This window comes from Iodobacter sp. BJB302, assembly GCF_002735645.1.
GTDB lineage: Bacteria > Pseudomonadota > Gammaproteobacteria > Burkholderiales > Chitinibacteraceae > Iodobacter.
This window is the reverse complement of sequence record NZ_PDZG01000031.1, coordinates 1-20,345: the sequence shown is the minus strand read 5'-3', so window position 1 is coordinate 20,345 and position 20,345 is coordinate 1. Positions and strand designations below refer to the sequence as shown.

The window sequence follows — 20,345 nt, the reverse complement described above, 5'->3', positions numbered from 1 at the left end:
CACTTTGTTTGGTGATGTAAGGTGTATCGACTACGGTCACTTGCAAGGGTATGACAACTTTGCCGCCTCGCACTTCAAAGCGGTTATTCAACGATTAAAGCTGCGCTTACACTCGTTGCTTGAGCAAGATAAAAAGGGGATGTTATGAATATTCTGGGCTATTTACAGAAAATCGGCCGTGCGCTGATGGTGCCGGTGGCTACATTGCCAGCTGCTGCCATTTTGATGGGTATCGGATATTGGATCGATCCAAACGGCTGGGGGAGCAATAGTGCATTAGCGGCCTTCCTGATTAAATCGGGTGCTGCAATTATCGACAATATGTCGATTTTATTTGCCGTAGGTATTGCTTATGGTATGTCCAAAGATAAAGACGGTGCGGCGGCTTTATCTGGCTTGGTTGGTTATTACGTACTGACCACATTACTTTCACCGGGCGCAGTTTCGCAGATTCAGGGTATCCCTTTGGATCAGGTGCCTAAAGCCTTTGCCAAAATCAACAATCAGTTTGTTGGTATTTTGGTGGGTGTAATTTCTGCTGAGCTTTATAACCGCTTTAGTGGTGTTGAGCTGCATAAAGCACTGGCTTTCTTTAGTGGCCGCCGCTTAGTGCCTATCGTCACTTCGGTTGTGATGCTGGTTGTTGCTTTCCCGCTGATGTATATCTGGCCACTTGTATTTAATGGCTTGGTACATTTTGGTGAAAGCATTATGGGTATGGGCCCTCTGGGTGCTGGTATCTATGCATTCTTTAACCGTCTGCTGATTCCGGTTGGCTTGCATCACGCACTCAACAGCGTGTTCTGGTTCGACGTTGCGGGTATTAACGACATTCCTAACTTCCTGGGTGGCGCTAAGTCCCTTGCTGAAGGTAAGGCTGTGCTGGGTGTAACCGGTATGTATCAGGCTGGTTTCTTCCCGATCATGATGTTCGGTTTGCCAGGTGCAGCTTTAGCTATTTATCACTCTGCTAAACCACAAAACAAAACCCGCGTTGCGTCATTGATGATTGCTGCTGCGTTTGCTGCATTCTTTACTGGTGTGACAGAGCCGCTTGAATTCTCATTCATGTTTGTGGCTCCGCTGCTTTACTTGCTGCATGCTGTGCTGACTGGTTTGTCAGTTTATATCGCTGCAAGTATGCAATGGATTGCTGGTTTTGGTTTCAGTGCCGGTCTGGTTGACTTGGTGCTGTCAACTAAGAATCCGCTGGCTAAAGATATTCTGATGCTGATCGTGCAAGGCTTTGCATTCTTTGCGATCTACTACTTCAGCTTCCGTTTTGCGATCAAGGCGTTCAACTTAAAAACACCGGGTCAGGAAGATGAAGAAGAAGGCGCTGCAGAAAGTGATGGTTCGCCAGTAAGTGGTGATACAGATTCACTGGCTCATGCTTATGTCGCTTTGATTGGCGGTTCTGCAAATGTTGTGGCGATTGATGCTTGCATTACCCGCCTGCGCTTAACACTGAACGATACTGCTGGCGTGGATGAAGCTGCAGCTAAGCGTCTTGGTGCTTCAGGTGTAATCAAGCTTAATAAACAAAATGTACAAATTATCGTTGGACCAAAGGCCGAGCTGATTGCAACACGCATGACTCAGTTGCTGGCAGGTAAAGGTATTAGCGCAGCAATTCCTGCTGCAGCGCCAGCGGCTCCTGTTGCTAAGGCGGCTGTTGCGGCTCCGGCTCAAAAAGTTACAGGCGATTTAGTATTGCTTGCTCCTTTGAGTGGCGAAGTTGTGGCGCTGCTGGATGTGCCTGATGCGGCGTTCTCCAGCAAGGCTGTGGGTGAAGGTCTGGCGATTCGTCCAAGCAGCAGCCTAGTGCTGGCTCCTGTGGATGGTGTGATTGCTAAAATCTTTAACACTAACCATGCATTTGCACTGATTGCAGACAATGGTGCTGAGCTGATTGTGCACATTGGTCTGGATACTGTGAAGCTGGGCGGCAAGGGTTTCACACGCTTACTTGAGCAAGGTTCGCGCGTTAAAGCGGGTGATGCGGTGCTTGAGCTGGATCTGGAATACCTGTCACAACATGCAGTTTCAATCATCAGCCCGATTGTGTTGAGCAACGTTGATCAGTTTGACAGCGTGGCACAGTTTGCAACTGGCCATGTAGAAGCAGGTAAGACAGCGCTCTATACCATTAAAGCGAAATAACTCTGCTTTAGCGGGAATAAAAAAGGCGAACCCTCGGGTTCGCCTTTTTTACGTTGTGTGCTTTATACAACAGAACGTAAATTTTTTAGTTAAAAATAATTAAGCAAGTAAGTGCTTCACTGCATCACGCTCTTCAGACAATTCTTTTGCGCTTGCATCCATACGGGCACGGCTGAAGTCGCTGATTTCCAGGCCTTCAACAATGGTGTACTTGCCGTCTTTACAAGTAACAGGGTAGCCAAAAATCAAATCGCTGTAGCCATACTCGCCATTGGCCGGAACACCCATCGTGACCCAGTCACCATCTGTAGTGCCCAGTACCCAGTTACGGATATGGTCAATTGCTGCATTGGCTGCAGAAGCCGCAGAAGACAAACCACGCGCTTTAATAATGGCCGCGCCGCGTTGCTGAACAGTAGGGATAAAGTCTGTTTCCAGCCATTTTTGATCATTGATCAGGGCAGAAGCGCTTTGGCCTTTCACTGTTGCATGGAACAGATCAGGGTATTGGGTGGCTGAGTGATTGCCCCAGATGATCATCTTGTTGACATCGGTTACCGCTGCAGATGTTTTCTGTGCGATTTGAGTCAGGGCACGGTTGTGATCCAGACGCATCATGGCGGTGAAGTTAGCCGGGTTTAGATCCGGTGCATTCTTCATGGCAATGTAGGCATTGGTGTTAGCTGGGTTACCTACTACCAGTACTTTTACATCGCGTGAAGCCACTTCGTTCAGCGCTTTACCCTGTGCGGTAAAGATTGCACCGTTGGCTTCCAAGAGGTCTTTGCGCTCCATGCCTGGGCCACGCGGACGTGCGCCAACCAAGAGGGCGATGTCTGCATCTTTAAACGCCACTTTTGGATCATCACTTTGCACAATGCCATGCAAGAGTGGAAAAGCGCAGTCATCCAGCTCCATGACCACACCGTTCAGTGCAGGCAGGGAAGGGGTGATATCCAGCAATTGCAGGATCACAGGCTGATCTGCGCCAAGCATCGCGCCTGATGCAATACGGAATAAAAGGCTATAACCAATCTGGCCGGCAGCGCCGGTTACGGCAACGCGAATAGGGGTCTTCATGAGGATCACTCCGATATTGGTGTGTGAACGATGCTGGGGTTTTCAGCGCTTGCACTTCAACCGCACAGATAACACTTTGTTTGTAAATAATCAGAAATTGGACTGGCTGACCTGACGCACTTATCTGCTTATTTGTAGAGCAAATGTGAGTATCCTGCTTTGTTATGAAGTGCGGCTGCAGTACACCCCGCATGCTTATTTTTACACGGTTTAAAGTATGTTTTAGCTACTCTGTAAGCCTAGCAGAGAAAGTTTATCACGCGTATCCGTGCTTTGCGCACGTTTTGCTGCCTGAGCAAATATATTGTTGTGTATCTTTTGTCTTATATAAGACTGTAGTAGACTATGATGCTACAACATGATAAAAAGCAACCTATCCTCAATGAGCAAACTTGCAGCCATCCCTTTATATCGTCAGGTTATTCGTGAAGTTACTACGGCAGTGGATGCTGGCGAGTGGAATGCAGATGAAAGTTTGCCTAGCGAAAATGATTTAGCTCACCGTTTCGGCGTAAGCCAGGGAACGGTGAGAAAAGCACTCGATGTGCTGGTGTTAGAAGGCGTTCTATATCGCCGCCAAGGTGTGGGGACTTTTGTGTCGGATGCCAGTGATTTTTTGGCGCAGGCGATGTTTGTCCCTTTATCTGGCTACGGCGGTGAAAAGCCAAAAATTGAAATGCTGGGCTGCGTACGAATTCATGCAGGCGAGCAGCTGGCAGAAATATTGGGTTTAAGGCGTGGTGCAGCCTTATGGCAAGTCAGGCGCTTATTACGTGTTGCAGGTGCTGTGATTGGTCTGGAAGAAATGTTTTTGCCCGAGGCTAATTTTCCGAATCTGGAAATGCGCAGAATTCGGGAGTTACGCGGTAATTTGCGTGAACTATGCTGGCGTGACTTTGGGATGCGTTTAAAAGATGGCGAGGTTCGCTATCGTGCAGTGCCCGCAGCCAGTGCTGAAGCCAGATTATTACAAGTTGAAGTACATGAGCCTTTACTTCAGCTTGTGCGTCTTGCAAGAGATTTTGATGGAAAGCCGCAAGTTTGGAGTGTGGCCTGGTTCAGATCAGAGCAATTGGCTTTTCAGGCTCCGCCTGAGCAGGCTTAATTTGCAAACAGAATTGAGTTTCATGAATTTGTAGTTGAGTAAGTAGTAAAAGGCAGGTCGGTGATGTCGGACGGTTTAAGAAACAGATCGTGCACGCTGACAGAAGTAAAACTTAAAGAGGAAGTGCGCATGCAAAAAACACGCCCCAAGCACCTGGAGATCGCGAAGATTCGTCTTCCTTTGCCAGGGATTATCTCCATTCTTCATCGCGTGAGTGGCGCGCTGATGTTTCTGGCGATTCCCTTTATGCTCTACGCCCTGGAAGGTTCTTTAGCCTCGAGTGAGCGTTTTGATGCATTCAGATCCTGTATTTCAAACCCCCTTGTAAAAATTGCGCTGTTGGGTGTTTTGTGGGCTTTCTTGCATCACGTCTGCGCAGGCGTTCGTTTCTTGTTTTTAGATATTCATAAGGGCCTGGAGCTGAAAACGGCACGCCTTACAGCCAAAATTGTGCTGGTGGTAAGCTTGGTTCTGACGGTCGTGATTGGGGGACTGGTATGGTAAATCGTCAAGTAGTCGGGGCCCATTACGGCCTGAAAGATTGGCTGGTTCAACGTGTAACTGCCGTGATTATGCTGGTTTACACCGTTGCCCTGGTTGCGTTTTTATTGCTGGCCGGCGGCACTTCTTTTGAAGCATGGCAGCAGCTGTTTGCCTGTACATGGGTGAAAGTGCTGACCACCATCAGCCTGTTTGCATTGCTCTGGCATGCATGGGTGGGTGTGCGTGATATCTGGATGGATTATCTCCAGCACGTTGGTTTACGTTTAACGATGCACGTGCTGACGCTGTTATGGCTGGCAGGTAGCTTGGTTTATATGATTAAAGTTGTGTGGGGTGCATAAGCGATGACCGTTCCTATTCGTAAATTCGATGCTGTCATTGTTGGCGCAGGTGGCGCAGGCCTTCGTGCCGCATTGCAGCTCTCAGAAGCGGGCCTGAAAACCGCTGTTTTATCCAAAGTATTTCCAACCCGCTCGCACACTGTTGCGGCGCAGGGTGGTATTTCCGCTTCTCTTGGTAATGTCCAGGAAGACAAGTGGGAATGGCATATGTACGACACCGTTAAAGGGTCGGACTGGCTGGGCGACCAGGATGCGATTGAATTTATGTGCCGTCAGGCCCCCGAAGTCGTGGTGGAGCTTGAGCACTTTGGTATGCCTTTTGACCGCCTTGAAAACGGCAAAATTTATCAGCGTCCGTTCGGCGGTCATATGGCCGAATTCGGTAAAACACCGGTGCAACGCGCCTGTGCCGCAGCCGACCGTACCGGCCACGCCATGTTGCACACGCTGTATCAGCGCAATGTGCGCGCCAATACTCAATTCTTTGTGGAATGGATGGCGCTGGATCTGATTCGTGATGAAGCAGGCGAAGTCGTTGGTGTGACTGCCTTAGAAATGGAAACCGGCGAAGTGTCGATTATCCATGCCAAGGCCGTGTTGTTTGCCACCGGTGGTGCTGGCCGTATTTTCTCAGCCTCGACCAATGCCTTTATCAATACCGGCGATGGCCTCGGCATGACCGTGCGCGCAGGTATTCCGCTTGAAGATATGGAATTCTGGCAATTCCACCCGACCGGCGTGGCCGGTGCGGGTGTATTGATTACCGAAGGCGTGCGCGGCGAAGGCGGCATCTTGCTTAATTCTGAGGGCGAGCGTTTTATGGAGCGCTACGCTCCAAACGCCAAAGACTTAGCGTCCCGTGACGTGGTTTCACGCGCAATGGCGCTGGAAATTCTGGAAGGCCGTGGCTGTGGTAAAGAAAAAGACCATGTATTGCTGAAGCTTGATCATTTGGGCCCGGACATCATCAAGCAACGCCTGCCAGGCATTCGTGAAATTGCCATTAAGTTTGCCGGTGTAGATCCGATTCAGGATCCGATTCCAGTCGTGCCAACCTGCCACTATCAAATGGGCGGTATTCCGACCAACTATAAGGGTGAAGTGGTTGCGCCGATTGGTGATGATCCGGAAGTGCGCGTCAAAGGCTTTTACGCGGCCGGTGAATGTGCATGTGCTTCGGTGCACGGTGCAAACCGCCTGGGTACAAACTCTCTGCTGGATCTGGTGGTGTTTGGTAAGGCTGCGGGTAATTCGATTATTGATTTCATCAAGAACGAGCGCCCGGAGCTTCGTCCATTGCCTGCTAATGCGGCTGAGTTTTCCTTAGCCCGTCTGGCCCGTCTGGAAAACCAAACCGGTGGCGAAGAAGTGGCTGATGTACGTAATGCCATGCAAAAAGTGGTGCAACTGCGTGCCGGTGTATTCCGCAACTCAGAGAATCTTGCCAAGGGCGTGGAAGAAATCAAAGCTGTGGCAGAGCGCGTGAAACGCACTCAGATTGCAGACAAATCCAAAGTATTTAACACCGCGCGTGTTGAAGCGCTGGAGCTGGATAACCTGATCGAAGTGGCGGTTGCAACGCTGATTTGTGCTGAAGCGCGCAAGGAAAGCCGTGGTGCACATGCGCATGATGATTTCCCGGATCGTCATGACGAGTGGATGAAGCACACCATGTTTGATGGCACAAGCCGTACGCTGTCTTATAAGCCCGTTCACACCAAACCGCTGACGGTCGATTATATCGAACCGCAAAAACGCGTTTACTAAAAGCATCAGGAGAAAACCGATGAAGATGCATTTCAAGCTCTATCGCTACAACCCTGATGTGGACGCTAAGCCGTACATGCAGGATTACCTCGTTGAACTGGAACCGTCCGACAAGAAATTATTGGATGGACTGGTTCGCCTGAAGGCACAAGACGACAGCCTGAGCTTTCGCCGCTCTTGCCGCGAAGGAATTTGCGGTTCAGATGCGATGAATATCAATGGCAAAAATGGTTTGGCCTGTATTACAGACATCGCCAGCCTGAAGCAGCCGGTGGAGATTCGCCCACTGCCAGGTTTGCCGGTGATTCGTGACTTGATCGTTGATATGACTCAGTTCTTTAAGCAATATCACTCGATTAAGCCCTATGTGCAAAACGATAATCCGCCGCCTGATCGCGAACGCCTGCAATCGCCGGAAGACCGTAAAGAGCTGGATGGTTTGTACGAGTGCATTTTATGTGCTTGCTGCTCGACATCCTGCCCGTCATTCTGGTGGAATCCGGATAAATTTGTAGGCCCGGCTGGTTTGCTGGCAGCTTACCGCTTCATTGCGGATACCCGCGATGAAAAAACCAACGAACGTCTGGATAATCTGGAAGATCCATATCGTTTGTTCCGTTGCCACAGCATTATGAATTGCGTTGATGTTTGCCCTAAGGAACTCAACCCAACCAAGGCCATTGGCAAGATTAAAGATTTAATGATTAAGCGCATGAGCTAATCAACAGAGGGGCAGCTTTGCCCCTTTTGAAGTGTCAGAGGTAAGGAAGAGTTTGATGGATGAAATTGAATTAAAACGGATAATCTGGCGCTCACGCCGAGGTCTTTTAGAAGTAGATCTTCAGCTGGAGCGTTTTGTAAAAGAAGTGCTTCCCACTTTATCCGGGACAGATTTGATTCTTTTTCAGGATCTTCTTTTACTCTCTGATAACGATCTGCTTGATTACCTGAATTGCAAAGCAGAATGTCCGGACGAGCGGCTCAGACCGATGCTGGAACAAGTACGAAGCGCACAACGACAAGCGGTACAAACCGAAACCCCAGGAGCTATTTGATATGGAAAAGAAAGTCACACTGACTTACAACGACGGCAAAGATTCGCTTGAGTTGCCAGTTTTACCGAGTACGCTTGGGCCGGATGTGGTGGATATCCGCTCATTCTCCAAGACCGGTATGTTTACTTTCGATCCTGGCTTTTTGGCGACATCCAGCTGTGAATCCAAGATCACCTATATCGATGGTGATTTGGGCCAGCTTTACTACCGTGGATACCCGATTGAGCAGCTTGCTGAGCAAAGCGATTATCTGGAAGTGTGTTACCTGCTGATTAACGGCGAGTTGCCAACACCGGAACAAAGCGCTGAATTTAATAAAACGGTCATGAGCCACACCATGGTGCATGAGCAACTGACCCGCTTCTTTAACGGCTTCCGCCGCGATGCGCATCCTATGGCGATGATGGTGGGTGTGGTGGGTGCATTATCCGCGTTCTATCAGGACAGCCTGGATATCAATAACGAAGAGCACCGTAAAGTAGCGATGTTCCGTCTGATCTCTAAGATCCCGACCATCGCTGCAATGTGCTACCGCTATAACCAGGGTCTGCCTTTTGTTTATCCGCGCAATAACCTTGGCTATACCGCCAACTTTATGCACATGATGTTCTCTACGCCTTGCGAAGAATATGTGCCTAACCCGGTCTTGGTGCGTGCGCTGGATGTGATCTTTACCCTGCACGCTGATCACGAACAAAATGCTTCAACATCCACTGTTCGTCTAGCTGGCTCGTCTGGTGCTAATCCGTTTGCATGTATTGCAGCGGGTATTGCCTGCCTGTGGGGCCCGTCGCACGGCGGCGCTAACGAAGCCGTATTGCTGATGCTGGATGAAATTGGCTCGGTAGATAAAGTACCGGCCTTTATGGAAGGCGTAAAAGCCAAGACGCATAAGCTGATGGGCTTTGGTCACCGTGTATATAAAAACATGGACCCGCGTGCCAGCGTTATGCGCCGTATTTGCCATGAAGTACTGAATGAAATGGGTCTGCAGGATGATCCTAAATTCAAGCTGGCCATGGAGCTGGAAAGAATCGCGCTGGAAGACAGCTACTTTATTGAACGTAAGCTGTATCCAAACGTCGATTTCTACTCAGGTATTGTTCAGTCTGCTCTGGGCATCCCTGTACCAATGTTTACCGTGATTTTTGCCCTGGCGCGTACTGTGGGCTGGATCAGCCACTGGAATGAAATGATTGCCGATCCTGGCATGAAGATTGGCCGTCCGCGTCAGCAATACACTGGCGCGACCAAGCGTGATTACGTACCCGCAGATCAGCGCGGTTAACAAACGGCGGCGAACCCAAAGGCGGCGTTAAAGATCTCTCAAAATCCTCATTTACAAAAGTAAATCCTGGTTTTTTGAGATGGAGGTTAAAGGCCTCCGGTGCCTAAGCACTGGGTTTTTCGCTCAGTTTGTGAATTGTTTGAAAGGTGGGCAGGAAAAGCCTCTTGTCCACCCTGAAGATGGATTGGTTTTGAGCCGCTTCGCTAAGGGGCGGCGGTCTTGCATGGTGTTAAGCCTGCTAAATTACTGGATTTGATTACGGCGATGATGAGAGAGTTGAGGTCTAATTCCCACCTTTTTGGCGGGAATGCTCCTTTCGTTGAGGAGCTTTACGAGCAGTACCTGAGTGACCCGCAACTGGTTGATCAGGAATGGCGCTCCTACTTCGATAAGATGCAGCAAAGCCCGGGTGTGGTTGATCGTGATATTCCACGAGCGCCGATTGAAGAATCCTTCCGCCAGCTGACTCGCAAACCCCGCTATGTACAGCAAGGTGGCGCAGTTGACGAAGAGGCTACGCGTAAGCAGGTCAATCTGCTTCGTTTAATCTCTGCTTACCGCATTATGGGTTCGCGTCAGGCAAGTCTCGATCCTTTGCAGCGTATGGATCAGGCGCGTTTGCCTGAGCTTGATGCAAAGCACCATGGTTTTACCGATGCCGATATGGCAACCACCTTTGGCACTAATATTGCGGGGATGGAGCGTGCCACCCTTGCTGAAGTCATTGCGTTTTTAAAGCAAACTTACAGCGGTAATATTGGTCTGGAATATATGCACATCACCAATGCAGAACAACGCAAGTGGGTGCAGCAATGGTTTGAATCCCGCCGCTCAACGCCATCCTATGGTGCAGAGCAAAAAAAACGCACACTGCAAAAAGTAACAGCCGCAGAAACACTCGAACAATACCTGCATAAAAAATACGTTGGCCAAAAGCGCTTTTCGCTGGAAGGTGGCGATTCCATGATCCCGGCACTGGATTATTTAGTTCAGGGCGCAGGCGCAGTGGGTGTGCAGGAATTGATTATCGGTATGGCGCACCGTGGCCGTTTGAATGTACTGGTGAACACGCTGGGCAAGCAGCCGCGTGATTTATTCAGCGAATTTGAAGGCCGCTCGGTCAGCGACTTGTCTTCTGGTGACGTGAAATACCATATGGGTTTCTCGGCCGATATCCCGACACCGGGCGGCCCGATTCACTTAAGCCTTGCGTTTAACCCATCGCACCTTGAAATCGTCAACCCTGTGGTTGAAGGCTCGGTGCGTGCGCGTCAGCAACGCCGTGGCGATAAGCTGGGTGAGCAAGTCTTGCCGGTACTGATCCACGGCGACTCGGCCTTTATTGGCCTGGGTACTAACCAGGGTACGTTTAACCTGGCCAATACCCGTGGCTACGGTACAGGCGGTACGGTGCATCTGGTGGTGAATAACCAGGTTGGTTTCACTACATCGGACACCCGCGATACCCGCTCGACGATTTACTGTACTGATATCGCCAAGATGGTTGAAGCGCCGATTTTCCACGTGAATGGCGATGATCCTGAGAGTGTGATTCTGGTGATGCAGGCTGCACTGGAATTCCGTATGAAATTCCACCGTGATGTGGTGGTGGATTTGGTGTGCTTCCGTAAGTTTGGTCACAATGAAGCGGATGATCCGTTTGTGACTCAGCCTATGATGTACAAAAAAATCGGCCAGCATCCGGGTGCGCGTAAAAAATACGCCGATCGCCTGATTGCCGAAGGTGTAGTGACAAGCGATGAAGCGGATAGCCTGATCCAGGAATATCGCGCAGCGCTGGATCGCGGTGAGCACGTAGAGCAAACCACGCTGACCGATTACAAACGCTCGCATGCGATTGATTTCTCGCGCTATATGGGTGTGCACTGGCGTCATCCGGTGGCAACAGCCGTGCCGCAGGCAGATTTAGTTCGCCTGACTGAAAAATTCACCAAAGTGCCTGATGATTTCAAGCTGCGCTCGAACGTAGACAAAATCATTAAGGAACGCATCGCCATGGTAAGCGGCGAGCAGCCGGTTGACTTTGGTATGGCTGAGCACCTGGCCTACGCCACACTCTTAACCGAAGGCTACGCAGTACGTATCTCTGGTGAGGATTGCGGTCGCGGTACATTTAATCACCGCCACGCGGTATTGCACGATCAGAACCGTGAGAAGTGGGATCAGGGTGTTCATATTCCGCTTCAGCACTTGGCTGAGAAACAAGCCAACTTTACGGTCATTGATTCGATTCTGAATGAAGAAGCGGTACTGGCTTTTGAATACGGCTACGCATGTTCGGCGCCTGATGAGCTGACGATCTGGGAAGCGCAGTTCGGTGATTTTGCCAACGGCGCGCAAGTGGTGATCGATCAGTTTATTACCTCGGGCGAAACAAAATGGGGCCGTCTGTGTGGCCTGACCATGATGTTGCCGCACGGCTACGATGGCCAAGGCCCGGAGCACTCATCTGCCCGTGTTGAGCGCTATCTGCAGCTCTGTGCAGAGCACAATGTACAAGTGCTAATGATGTCTGAAGCCGCGCAAATGTTCCACGCGCTGCGCCGTCAGATGCTGCGCCCAAGCCGTAAGCCGCTGATTATCATCATGAGCAAAAAGCTCCTGAAAGCGAAAATGGCATCCAGCCCGATTGAAGACTTCACCAAGGGTGAATTCCGCCCGGTGATTGGCGATCAGGGCAATCTGGACGCGAAGAAAGTGAAACGCGTTGTGATGTGTGCGGGTCAGGTGTATTACGACCTGCTGGCAGGCCGCTCAGAGCGCGATATCAAAGACATCGCAATTGTGCGTATCGAGCAGCTTTATCCATTCCCGACGGAAGAGCTTAAAGCTGAGATCGAAAAATACCCGAACGCGCGTGAAGTGATGTGGGTACAGGAAGAACCACGCAACCAGGGCGCATGGCATCAGATTCGCCATCGCTTAGAAGCGTGCATGCATCCTAAGCAAACCCTGCTGTATGCAGGCCGTACCTCGTCGGCGTCGCCAGCTGTGGGTTATATGAGCAAGCACACTGCACAGCTTAAAGCCTTCGTTGAAGAAGCAATGACACTGTAAACCAGAGGCGGCGCCCCGTGCGCCGCTTTGACTCGCCAGATTCGCTTGGAGTGAAAAATGATTATCGAAATTTTAGTACCACAATTGCCTGAATCCGTTTCTGAAGCTTCGCTTTTACAGTGGAAGAAAAAAGTAGGCGAAGCGGTTGCCCGTGATGAGCAGCTGATTGATATCGAAACCGATAAAGTTGTATTAGAAATCACCGCTCCGCAAGCCGGTGTTCTGGCTTCTGTTGTTCAGCAGGAGGGCGCTACCGTTGGCAGCCTGCAGCTGATTGCAACGATTGATACCGAAGCCACCGTTGCTGCACCGGCCAATGTTGTGCCTGAAACCGTAAAGACCGAGCAAGACGTTCGCGTTGCAGCTGCGGCTAAAGAAGCCGGTGTTTCAGCTGGCGCAATTGGTTTTGGCACAGCCGTGATGCCAGCCGCTAAAAAACTGGCTGCAGATGCGGGCATCAATACCGCAGATGTAGGCGGCACTGGCCGTGGTGGCCGTGTGCTGAAAGAAGATGTACAGAATCATCTGGCAAAACCTGCAGCCGCTCCGGCATCTGCTCCAGTGCCGCAAGGCGACCGCGCAGAGCAGCGTGTGCCGATGAGCCGCCTGCGTGCACGCGTGGCCGAGCGCCTGCTTGAATCGCAACAAATTAACGCGATCCTGACTACCTTCAATGAAATCAATATGAAGCCGGTAATGGATCTGCGTAATAAATACAAAGATAAATTCGAAAAAGACCACGGCGTGAAGCTGGGCTTTATGGGCTTCTTTGTTAAAGCTGCGGTTCACGCACTGAAGAAATACCCGATCCTGAATGCATCTGTTGATGGTAACGATATCGTTTACCACGGCTACTTTGATATTGGCGTGGCCGTAGGCAGCCCGCGTGGCCTCGTGGTGCCGGTGATTCGTAATGCAGACCAGCTGAGCCTGGCTGAAATCGAAAAAACCATCGCTGATTTTGGTAAACGTGCACAAGCCGGCAAGCTGGGTATTGAAGAGCTGACAGGCGGTACTTACACCATCTCTAATGGCGGTACTTTTGGCTCGATGATGTCGACACCGATTATCAACCCGCCACAATCTGCGATTCTGGGTATGCACGCAACGAAAGAGCGTGTGGTGGTAGAAAACGGTGAAATGGTGATTCGCCCGATGATGTATCTGGCTCAGTCTTACGATCACCGCATCATCGATGGCCGCGAAGCCGTATTGTCGCTGGTTGCCATCAAAGAAGTGATCGAAGATCCAGCGCGTTTGCTGCTTGATATTTAATCGTTTGCAATAAAGGTAGGCTAATGCATCGTTAGATTTAAGGGGGCTAAATCTCGAACCACATAGAACACAGAGTTTCACAGAGATAACACAAGGTTTGCTTTTCTCTGTGGCGCTCTGTGATCTCTTTTTACTCTGTGGTTTAAGATTTAGCTTGGCTTAAATAGACGCATATTGTGTTGGCTTATCATTTACCTTCACATCTCAAAGGTTTCCAAACCATGAGCAAAGAATTTGACGTTGTTGTAATCGGCGGCGGCCCTGGTGGCTATGTGGCAGCGATTCGCGCCTCGCAGCTGGGCTTTAATACTGCATGTATCGATGCAACCTCAGACAAAGACGGCAAGGCGAGCCTGGGTGGTACGTGTCTGAATGTGGGTTGTATCCCTTCCAAAGCACTGCTGCAATCGTCAGAAAACTACTTCAATGCAGCCCACCATTTTGGCGACCACGGGATCTCTACCGGCACGCTGAAAATGGACGTGTCCAAGATGCTGGCGCGTAAGCAGGAAATCATTACTAAAAACACCGGCGGCATTGCTTACCTCTTTAAAAAGAACAAAGTCACATCTTTCCATGGCGTTGGCGCGTTTAAAGCTAAAGCGGGCGATGCGTATCTGCTGGAAGCCAGGCTGGCTGACGGTGCGGTTGAAGAAATCACCGCCAAGCATGTGATTATTGCGACGGGCTCCAGCGTTCGCCAATTGCTAGGCGTAACCATCGACAATCATCTGGTGTTGGATAACGAAGGCGCGCTGGCGATTCCTTCTGTGCCAAAACGCTTGGGCGTGATTGGTGCTGGCGTGATTGGTTTGGAAATGGGCTCGGTGTGGAAGCGCTTGGGTAGTGACGTGACTGTGCTTGAAGCAATGCCGGCTTTCCTTGGCGCAGCAGACGAGCAAGTCGCGCGCGAAGCCAAGAAATTCCTGACCAAAGAAACCGGTTTGGTCATCAATACCGGCGTTAAAATCGGCGAAATTAAAACCGGCAAAAAAGACGTCACCGTGCATTGGACTGATGTAGCAGGTGCAGAGCAGGTCAGCGTATTTGATAAGCTGGTGGTGGCGATTGGCCGTGTGCCAAACACCTCTGGCCTGAACGCAGATGCCGTTGGCCTGAAGCTGACAGATCGCGGTCAGATTGATGTGAACGACGATTGCCAGAGTAATTTGCCAAACGTCTGGGCGATTGGTGATGTGGTACGCGGCCCAATGCTGGCGCACAAAGCGTCTGACGAAGGCGTGGCCGTGGCAGAGCGTATCGCTGGCCAGCATCCGCATATCGACTTTAACAATATCCCTTGGGTCATTTATACCAGCCCGGAAATTGCGTGGGTGGGTAAAACCGAAGAGCAGCTTAAAGCCGCTGGCGTTGAATATAAGAAAGGTCAATTCTTGTTCTCCGCAAATGGCCGTGCTTTAGCGCTGGGCGAGGGTAAGGGTTTTGTTAAAATGCTGGCGGATAAGACTACCGATCGCATTTTAGGTGTTCATATCGTTGGCCCGTTTGCTTCAGAGCTGATTGCTGAAGCGGTAGTAGCGATGGAATTTAACGCATCGTCAGAAGATATCGCCCGTATTGTTCATGCTCATCCTTCCTTGTCTGAAGCGCTTCACGAAGCGGCTTTAGCATGCGATAAGCGTGGTTTGCATTCTTAATTTGTAAATACGTGTGGGTTAGCTCCGCTGTTTAGGTCTAACTCACCATGGCACCAATGGTGGCTTAGGGCATAAAGCCGCCTAATCCACCCTACAACATTCTCCTTACAAAGGGTCTCAGATGAATCTTCATGAATATCAAGCCAAGGAATTATTGGCTAAATACGGTCTTCCAGTACAACGCGGCATTCTGGCGCATACGCCTGAAGAAGCTGCTGCGGCATACGACACTTTAGGTGGCAAATTTGCGGTAGTTAAAGCGCAAGTTCACGCCGGTGGCCGTGGTAAAGCGGGTGGCGTTAAAGTGGTTAAATCCCGTGAAGAAGCCGCAGAAATTGCTAAGGGCCTGATTGGCACAAACTTAGTAACATACCAGACAGATGCAGCGGGCCAGCCTGTGCATTCCGTATTGGTTTGTGAAGATATGTACCCGGTTCAGCGCGAGCTGTACCTTGGCGCGGTTGTAGATCGCTCCAGCCAGCGCGTGGTATTTATGGTTTCCACCGAAGGCGGTGTTGAGATCGAGAAAGTCGCTGAAGAAACACCAGAAAAAATCATCAAAGTAACGGTTGATCCATTGGTTGGCATGCAGCCATTCCAGGCGCGTGATTGCGCGTTTGCTTTGGGTCTGGAAGGCAAGCAAGTGGCTCATTTTACTAAAATGATGCTGGGCGCTGCCGAAGCGTTTATTGCTAACGACTTCGCACTGTTTGAAATCAACCCGCTGGCTCTGCGTGAAAACGGCGAGCTGTGCTGCGTGGATGCCAAGATTGGTCTGGATTCAAATGCGCTGTATCGCCTGCCAGAGCTGTTAGCTCAGCGCGATAAATCGCAAGAAAACGAGCGCGAAGTAAAAGCCTCTGAGTTCGAGCTGAACTACGTAGCGCTGGAAGGCAATATCGGTTGTATGGTAAACGGCGCTGGCCTTGCAATGGCCACAATGGACATCATCAAACTGAAAGGCGGCCAGCCAGCCAACTTCCTGGATGTAGGCGGTGGTGCAACTAAAGATCGCGTAATCGAAGCGTTCAAGCTGATTCTGGCTGATGATTCGGTGAAGGGCGTACTGATCAATATCTTCGGCGGTATCGTTCGTTGCGACATGATTGCTGAAGCGATTATTGCTGCAGTGAAAGAAGTGAATGTAACTGTGCCGGTTGTGGTACGTCTGGAAGGCAATAACGCAGAATTGGGCGCTAAGCTTCTGAACGAATCCGGTCTGAAGCTGACTTCGGCTCAAGGCCTAAACGATGCAGCCGAGAAAATTGTCGCTGCTGTTGCTGCGCTTTAATCTGACATCCGCTGAAAGGAAAAAATAATGAGCGTTTTAGTAAATAAAGACACCAAAGTATTGGTGCAAGGTTTCACCGGTAAAAACGGTACATTCCACGCAGAACAAGCACTGAAGTGTGGCACTAAAGTGGTTGGCGGTGTAACACCAGGTAAAGGCGGCTCACGTCACCTTGATCTGCCCGTGTTTAACACCATGAAAGATGCGATGCGTGAAACACAAGCAGACGCATCGGTGATCTATGTGCCGGCTCCGTTCGCTAAAGATTCGATTCTGGAAGCCATTGATGCTGGCGTGCAGCTGATTGTATGTATCACTGAAGGTGTGCCAACACTGGATATGCTGTACGTGAAAAAAGCGGTTGATGAAGCCGGCATCCGTCTGATTGGCCCTAACTGCCCGGGTATTATTACTCCGGGTGAGTGCAAAATCGGTATTATGCCTTGGCATATCCATCAGCCAGGCCGCATCGGTATTGTAAGCCGTTCCGGTACTTTGACTTACGAAGCAGTTGCACAAACCACTGCACTGGGTCTGGGCCAGTCTACATGTATCGGTATCGGTGGCGATCCAATTCCGGGTACCAGCCATATCGACGCACTGCGCTTATTCCAGGACGATCCTGATACCGATGCCATCATTATGATCGGCGAAATCGGTGGCTCGGCCGAAGAAGAAGCGGCTGAATTTGCTCAGTCCTACGTGACTAAGCCAGTGGTTGGCTATATCGCCGGTGTAACTGCGCCTAAGGGCAAACGCATGGGCCACGCTGGTGCGATTATCTCTGGTGGTAAAGGCACTGCAGAAGAAAAATTTGCAGCGTTTGAGCGTGCAGGTATTGCCTACACACGCAGCCCGGCAGAATTGGGCTCGACTATGCTTGAGCTGCTGAAATCTAAAGGCATGATTTAATTCTCTTTTTGAATTAAACGCCTGAAAACCCCCGGAAGAGATTCCGGGGTTTTTTTATGGCTATGTCTGCGTTAACAGTTGAAAACTGAAATTAAGGTTTGTTATTAGCAAACAGCAGGGAATGCAATAAACGCGCTCTTCGCTCAGGGCTTAAATCCTCCCCTTGAAGCACGCCGAAGCGAGGAACAAGCGGGGCGGGGTTTCGGCGAGGATGTTTGAGCGAAGCGAGTCCCGCAGCCGCCGCCTCGATTGTCCGCAGTGAGGGGCCTTCGTGCTGGTCGGGGCGGCCTTCTTTGGCTTCGTTTCTTGGCCGTACAAGAAAGGAAGGCCCTGCGGTGGCTACCGCCCCAAAATCAACGTGCCGAAGGCACTAAAAAGGTCTTTTTGTTTTTTGCTTAGTGGCAATTACGCTTTAAATTAAAAATTTTAAGAAAAAATTTTCAATTTACCCCCTAAAAGCGTAAGTATCCACTTAACTAAATTTCAACATTTAACGCAGACATAGCCTTTTTTATTGGGAGTAAGACACGGCGAGCCGGTTTTTAATGATCTAGTCTGGTATTAGTTCGGGTTTGCTAAGGAGTGCAGAGCATGCAATTCAGGCTTGGGGTTTGTTTATGCGTATGGTTTTTTTGCTGCTCTGCGCTTTGGGCGGAAGAAGTGACTATTTTTGCCAGTGATGATTACCGGCCTGTCACTTTTCGCAATGATCAAGGGCAGGAAGATGGAATTGGCTATACCGTGCTTAAGCATTACGAACAATTAAGTGGCAATAAAGTCATCTTGGATATGGCCTCCTGGAAACGTTCCTATCTACTGGCAGAAAAAGGCAAGGGAGGCATTATTGGGCTGTCTAAGACAAAAGCAAGGCTGGAGATTTTTGATTATTCCGAACCCTTTTATGAATCTATCGTGGGGCTGGTGGTAAAAAAAGGGAAAGAGTTTCCTTTTAACTCGGTGGCTGATTTAAAAGGAAAAATAATCAGCGTAACCAATACGGCCAGTTACGGTGAAGAATTTGATCATGCGCTGGCAGCAAAACTGTTTCAGGTTGATGTGAATTACACATCCGATGTGCGTTTAAAAAAACTGCTTTATGACCGGGTTGATTGTGCAGTTGTTAATAATGCAGAAAATAGCCTGGATTCTATGCTGAAAAAAGATCCTGAATTACTGTCTAAGCGCGATCAATTTGTCTATCTGAGTAAGCCGCTGGTACGTGATCCTATTCATTTGGCCTTTCATAAATCAATGAAAATGCAGGCATTTTTAACTGAGTTTAATCGTGCGATTAAGGATGCAAAGCAAAAAGGAATGATTCCTTAATCACTGGCTTGCTATCAATTTGAAGCAGTATCCCGGATCGGGATGGTCTTTGCATGAGGTATGGGCATGAAATATTCAATTCCATTTTTATGCATGGCTCTGATTGCATCAGTATGTGCCGCGGTGGAGCTTACTATTTTTGCCAATGAGGAATACCGGCCAGTTAGCTACAAAGATCAGCATGGCATGGCTTCTGGTGTGGCATCTGAAATCATTAAACGGCATGAATTGCGTACGGGCGACAAAATTAAACTAGAGATGAGCTCATGGCGGCGTGCTTATGAGCTGGCATTAAAGGGGCAGGGTGGGATTATCGGGCTTTCAAAAACCAAAGAGCGCTTATCTTTGTTTGATTATTCAGAGCCTGTTTATGATGTGATTGTGACTGTAGTCGTTAAGAAAGGAAAAGAATTCCCTTTTCGGTCAGTTAATGATTTAAAAGGTAAGCTGGTCGGGATGACCAATGGGGCCAGCTATGGTGCAGAGTTTAACGCAGCACTTGAGGCACACCTTTTTTCTGCCGATTTTAATTACCTGTCTGCTGCCAGGTTTAAAAAATTACTGCATGGCCGCGTGGATTGTGTGGTGTTTGGTGGCGGGCAGCAGGGGCTGCTGCAAGCACTGAATTCAGACCCCGAACTGCTGGCTAATCAGGATCAGTTTGTGATATTAGAGCACCCCCTGATTTATGATCCCGTTTATCTTGGCTTTCACAAATCAATGAATATGAAGCCTTTTTTAAATGCGTTTAATAAAACAATTAAAGAGGCAAAAAACACGGGTATTTTGCCTAAGACTAAAAATTAGACCGTTGTTTTAAAGTGTATTCAGCCCCGTGCTCCGCTTATTCTTCGCCTGGCGCGTACTGGGCAAAAACTTCGGCTTCGGTCATATTATGGGTTGCATTAGCAAAATCATAAAAAGCAGGTTTTTTATCAATAAAAATCTGGTGATCAAAAATAAACTCGTCCTGTTGCTCAAATAAACCAGCAGAAACAATATATTGCTGTGCTTCTTTTAAGTAATAAAATAAATGGCTGCCACATTGTTTGCAAAAACCCCGCTCTGCCCATTCAGAAGAGGCATAGCGGCTGATCATATTCCTAGCTGAAAACGTGACATCGGTGCCACAGTCTGTGGCCAGAAAAGGGCCTCCGGTCCATTTTCTGCACATATTGCAATGACAAGCCCCAATTTTGGGGTTCCTTGCCTTTGCACTTAATTGCACTGCACCGCATAAACATGCACCTTTATATTCCTGAGTCATGAGCATCTCTTAAGTGTGTGAAGAACGCTGATCTTATCTGATTACGTTTATGTCATGCATGAATTTGGCATGATATAAATGAGATCTGTTTTACTAAAGGGTATGACCGCAATGCTGTTCACTTTATAGTCAAATGATGGATAATTGATAGATAATTTCTTTTTTTCATTAATCATGAAGTATGGCGAGCAGAGCTGCACATTTGGAAGATTCGATTCGAATATCTGACTACTTA

General features: G+C 49.3%; 17 protein-coding genes. 15 read left to right on the top strand and 2 right to left on the bottom strand.

Going from position 1 to position 20,345, the window contains the following annotated elements; genetic code table 11:
• Positions 1–144: 144 nt before the first annotated feature.
• Positions 145–2,163 carry an N-acetylglucosamine-specific PTS transporter subunit IIBC gene (gene nagE / locus CSQ88_RS11440; protein ID WP_099398226.1) on the top strand — a complete coding sequence of 673 codons (2,019 nt, stop codon included), beginning with the start codon at positions 145–147 and terminating at the stop codon, positions 2,161–2,163.
• 99 nt (positions 2,164–2,262) lie between these two features.
• Here nagE and CSQ88_RS11435 read toward each other — a convergent pair whose 3' ends face one another.
• Positions 2,263–3,243 carry a malate dehydrogenase gene (locus CSQ88_RS11435; protein WP_099398225.1) on the bottom strand — a complete coding sequence of 327 codons (981 nt, stop codon included), beginning with the start codon at positions 3,241–3,243 and terminating at the stop codon, positions 2,263–2,265.
• A gap of 382 nt (positions 3,244–3,625) precedes the next feature.
• Here CSQ88_RS11435 and CSQ88_RS11430 point away from each other — a divergent pair, with 382 nt between their 5' ends.
• The 14 genes from CSQ88_RS11430 to CSQ88_RS11365 all read left to right on the top strand — a co-directional run bounded on the left by CSQ88_RS11430 (position 3,626) and on the right by CSQ88_RS11365 (position 19,650).
• On the top strand, positions 3,626–4,348 hold the full coding sequence (locus tag CSQ88_RS11430; RefSeq protein WP_180273633.1) for a GntR family transcriptional regulator: 723 nt from the start codon (positions 3,626–3,628) through the stop codon (positions 4,346–4,348).
• Between the two features lie 129 nt (positions 4,349–4,477).
• Positions 4,478–4,852: a succinate dehydrogenase, cytochrome b556 subunit gene (gene sdhC, locus CSQ88_RS11425; protein ID WP_099398257.1), complete on the top strand. Its 375-nt coding sequence runs from the start codon at positions 4,478–4,480 to the stop codon at positions 4,850–4,852.
• Positions 4,846–5,193 carry a succinate dehydrogenase, hydrophobic membrane anchor protein gene (sdhD, locus tag CSQ88_RS11420; protein ID WP_099398223.1) on the top strand — a complete coding sequence of 116 codons (348 nt, stop codon included), beginning with the start codon at positions 4,846–4,848 and terminating at the stop codon, positions 5,191–5,193. The genes sdhC and sdhD overlap by 7 nt, the downstream gene beginning before the upstream one ends.
• Before the next feature lie 3 nt (positions 5,194–5,196).
• Positions 5,197–6,960, top strand: coding sequence for a succinate dehydrogenase flavoprotein subunit (gene sdhA / locus CSQ88_RS11415; protein WP_099398222.1), 1,764 nt, complete (start codon positions 5,197–5,199; stop codon positions 6,958–6,960).
• Positions 6,961–6,985: 25 nt separating this feature from the next.
• Complete coding sequence (locus CSQ88_RS11410; protein WP_306475244.1) at positions 6,986–7,681, top strand: succinate dehydrogenase iron-sulfur subunit; 696 nt, start codon at positions 6,986–6,988, stop codon at positions 7,679–7,681.
• 55 nt (positions 7,682–7,736) lie between these two features.
• The gene (locus CSQ88_RS11405; protein WP_099398220.1) at positions 7,737–8,015 is read left to right on the top strand and encodes a succinate dehydrogenase assembly factor 2; all 279 of its coding nucleotides are present in this window, start codon (positions 7,737–7,739) and stop codon (positions 8,013–8,015) included.
• A gap of 1 nt (position 8,016) precedes the next feature.
• Positions 8,017–9,303, top strand: coding sequence for a citrate synthase (gene gltA / locus CSQ88_RS11400; RefSeq protein WP_099398219.1), 1,287 nt, complete (start codon positions 8,017–8,019; stop codon positions 9,301–9,303).
• A 264-nt stretch (positions 9,304–9,567) separates the two neighbouring features.
• Complete coding sequence (locus CSQ88_RS11395) at positions 9,568–12,381, top strand: 2-oxoglutarate dehydrogenase E1 component (protein WP_099398256.1); 2,814 nt, start codon at positions 9,568–9,570, stop codon at positions 12,379–12,381.
• A 57-nt stretch (positions 12,382–12,438) separates the two neighbouring features.
• Entirely contained in the window at positions 12,439–13,656 is a 1,218-nt protein-coding gene (gene odhB / locus CSQ88_RS11390) for a 2-oxoglutarate dehydrogenase complex dihydrolipoyllysine-residue succinyltransferase (RefSeq protein WP_099398218.1), read from the top strand.
• Positions 13,657–13,877: 221 nt separating this feature from the next.
• Positions 13,878–15,314 (top strand): dihydrolipoyl dehydrogenase, encoded by a 1,437-nt coding sequence (gene lpdA / locus CSQ88_RS11385; protein WP_099398217.1) that lies wholly within the window; start codon positions 13,878–13,880, stop codon positions 15,312–15,314.
• Between the two features lie 121 nt (positions 15,315–15,435).
• Positions 15,436–16,605 carry an ADP-forming succinate--CoA ligase subunit beta gene (gene sucC, locus CSQ88_RS11380; protein ID WP_099398216.1) on the top strand — a complete coding sequence of 390 codons (1,170 nt, stop codon included), beginning with the start codon at positions 15,436–15,438 and terminating at the stop codon, positions 16,603–16,605.
• A gap of 27 nt (positions 16,606–16,632) precedes the next feature.
• Positions 16,633–17,517: a succinate--CoA ligase subunit alpha gene (gene sucD, locus CSQ88_RS11375; protein ID WP_099398215.1), complete on the top strand. Its 885-nt coding sequence runs from the start codon at positions 16,633–16,635 to the stop codon at positions 17,515–17,517.
• A gap of 591 nt (positions 17,518–18,108) precedes the next feature.
• A complete protein-coding gene (locus tag CSQ88_RS11370) occupies positions 18,109–18,843 on the top strand; it encodes an ABC transporter substrate-binding protein (protein WP_099398214.1) in 735 nt (244 codons plus the stop codon).
• Between the two features lie 66 nt (positions 18,844–18,909).
• Positions 18,910–19,650 carry an ABC transporter substrate-binding protein gene (locus CSQ88_RS11365; RefSeq protein WP_180273632.1) on the top strand — a complete coding sequence of 247 codons (741 nt, stop codon included), beginning with the start codon at positions 18,910–18,912 and terminating at the stop codon, positions 19,648–19,650.
• A 37-nt stretch (positions 19,651–19,687) separates the two neighbouring features.
• Here the strand turns inward: CSQ88_RS11365 and CSQ88_RS11360 are convergent, their stop codons facing one another.
• Positions 19,688–20,110, bottom strand: coding sequence for a GFA family protein (locus CSQ88_RS11360; protein WP_099398212.1), 423 nt, complete (start codon positions 20,108–20,110; stop codon positions 19,688–19,690).
• Positions 20,111–20,345 lie beyond the last annotated feature (235 nt).

What these genes read in the sequence shown, in the direction of transcription:
- nagE (WP_099398226.1), top strand. Translation starts at nt 145, where the DNA reads ATGAATATTCTGGGCTATTTACAGAAAATCGGCCGTGCGCTGATGGTG.
- CSQ88_RS11435 (WP_099398225.1), bottom strand. Translation starts at nt 3,243, where the DNA reads ATGAAGACCCCTATTCGCGTTGCCGTAACCGGCGCTGCCGGCCAGATT.
- CSQ88_RS11430 (WP_180273633.1), top strand. Translation starts at nt 3,626, where the DNA reads ATGAGCAAACTTGCAGCCATCCCTTTATATCGTCAGGTTATTCGTGAA.
- sdhC (WP_099398257.1), top strand. Translation starts at nt 4,478, where the DNA reads ATGCAAAAAACACGCCCCAAGCACCTGGAGATCGCGAAGATTCGTCTT.
- sdhD (WP_099398223.1), top strand. Translation starts at nt 4,846, where the DNA reads ATGGTAAATCGTCAAGTAGTCGGGGCCCATTACGGCCTGAAAGATTGG.
- sdhA (WP_099398222.1), top strand. Translation starts at nt 5,197, where the DNA reads ATGACCGTTCCTATTCGTAAATTCGATGCTGTCATTGTTGGCGCAGGT.
- CSQ88_RS11410 (WP_306475244.1), top strand. Translation starts at nt 6,986, where the DNA reads ATGCATTTCAAGCTCTATCGCTACAACCCTGATGTGGACGCTAAGCCG.
- CSQ88_RS11405 (WP_099398220.1), top strand. Translation starts at nt 7,737, where the DNA reads ATGGATGAAATTGAATTAAAACGGATAATCTGGCGCTCACGCCGAGGT.
- gltA (WP_099398219.1), top strand. Translation starts at nt 8,017, where the DNA reads ATGGAAAAGAAAGTCACACTGACTTACAACGACGGCAAAGATTCGCTT.
- CSQ88_RS11395 (WP_099398256.1), top strand. Translation starts at nt 9,568, where the DNA reads ATGATGAGAGAGTTGAGGTCTAATTCCCACCTTTTTGGCGGGAATGCT.
- odhB (WP_099398218.1), top strand. Translation starts at nt 12,439, where the DNA reads ATGATTATCGAAATTTTAGTACCACAATTGCCTGAATCCGTTTCTGAA.
- lpdA (WP_099398217.1), top strand. Translation starts at nt 13,878, where the DNA reads ATGAGCAAAGAATTTGACGTTGTTGTAATCGGCGGCGGCCCTGGTGGC.
- sucC (WP_099398216.1), top strand. Translation starts at nt 15,436, where the DNA reads ATGAATCTTCATGAATATCAAGCCAAGGAATTATTGGCTAAATACGGT.
- sucD (WP_099398215.1), top strand. Translation starts at nt 16,633, where the DNA reads ATGAGCGTTTTAGTAAATAAAGACACCAAAGTATTGGTGCAAGGTTTC.
- CSQ88_RS11370 (WP_099398214.1), top strand. Translation starts at nt 18,109, where the DNA reads ATGCAATTCAGGCTTGGGGTTTGTTTATGCGTATGGTTTTTTTGCTGC.
- CSQ88_RS11365 (WP_180273632.1), top strand. Translation starts at nt 18,910, where the DNA reads ATGAAATATTCAATTCCATTTTTATGCATGGCTCTGATTGCATCAGTA.
- CSQ88_RS11360 (WP_099398212.1), bottom strand. Translation starts at nt 20,110, where the DNA reads ATGACTCAGGAATATAAAGGTGCATGTTTATGCGGTGCAGTGCAATTA.